The following is a 1297-nucleotide window of genomic DNA, read 5'->3' as shown; positions in this document are numbered from 1 at the left end:
GCGTCACTAGTGTCCGGTAAACATGTTTCATAGCTGAAGGCTGCCTTGGGCAGCCTTCAGCTTTTCTCGCTCCTGCCTTCGTCGATCCCTCAATTCTGGCGTCGCGGGCCGTTCGTGCAGGACATGAGATATGCGAACCGTCAGCTCAAACAACGAACCGGTAAATTCTGAGCGACGATGGTAAAGGTGCAATAACAAGTAGCTGATCAAGGCACTGTAAATCTGCAGACGCACGGCGTTTTCAGAGAATGCGTAGAAGCGTTTGAGTTTCAGATGTTGCTTGACCCACTTGAAAAACAGCTCGATCTTCCAGCGATCTTTATACAATCCCGCGATTTCTTCGGCTGATCTTACGAAGTCATTGGTCACCAGAATTAACGGCGTGGCGTGTCCCTCGCGTTCTACCACCACGCGTCTTGCCGGCGTTTCTCGGTAGTCATTAAGACGCTTGCCGCCTAGATGCTTTTTTCCGAACAGGATGACTTCGTCGGTCATGACGGGGCTTTGCTCGGCTGCGATCGAGTGCTTGTGCAGCACTTTGATATTGGCGTTTTTTTTCAGGCGGGTGACGAAAAAGGCTCCTTTGGTCTGCAACTGGTGCCACCAGTTGTAATCGCAATATCCCTTGTCAAAGACATACGTCATGCCGACCTGAATCGGCATTTCCAGCGCATCGCTCAGGTCGTTGACGTTGGCAGGAGTGATGTTGACGTACACCGGGGCCAACTGCGCCAAATCTAGTCCGACATGTACTTTCAGGCCCTGCGTGATGCGGGTTTTCGTGGAGGCTGTCCAGTCATCAAAGTGAGGTCCGCGCAAAGTGATTGACGTGGAATCAAGCAGGCTAATCATGGCACCGACTTCTTTGCGCTGCTGGCGGCTGATGCCGCTCAACAGCAATTGGCAAAGATCCTGGAATGGCCGGTAGTTTCGCTTGTTCAAGGCATCTGACAGGGTCGATCGGGCGACGGGCCCCGCTTTAAGATGGTAACTATGCGGACTTAGCGTTTCGGAAAAAGTGGCCAAGGACCGCAGGCTTAAGGCTTGGGTTATATGGCCGCTGACCAGTGTCACCAGCAATTGCCAGCTCGTGCAGCGTTTGACGTAGCGATCAGCCTGGTGCTTTTCGGTGGATTGCCGAAAGAACTGGCGCGGGATCGCACTGAGTAGGTGGGCTAAACGGGTACTGGTAAACATGGGTCAAAATCGAGTCTGAAAAATCCGATTATGACTGACAGTCGCGAACAACAAGGGGGAGCAAGCTCCCCCTTTGGTTTTTACCGGACACTAGTGACGC

At 52.7% G+C, this 1297-nt stretch carries 1 protein-coding gene; it reads right to left on the bottom strand.

Annotated elements, in window-relative coordinates:
- Positions 1-27: 27 nt before the first annotated feature.
- On the bottom strand, positions 28-1197 hold the full coding sequence (locus AOA62_RS17920) for an IS4 family transposase (RefSeq protein WP_099549335.1): 1170 nt from the start codon (positions 1195-1197) through the stop codon (positions 28-30).
- Positions 1198-1297 lie beyond the last annotated feature (100 nt).

This window comes from Pseudomonas sp. 2995-3 (genome assembly GCF_002742565.1).
In the GTDB taxonomy this organism is placed as follows: Bacteria; Pseudomonadota; Gammaproteobacteria; order Pseudomonadales; family Pseudomonadaceae; genus Aquipseudomonas; species Aquipseudomonas edaphica.
Note: the sequence above shows the minus strand (reverse complement) of the source record. Positions and strands in the feature narration are given on the sequence as shown.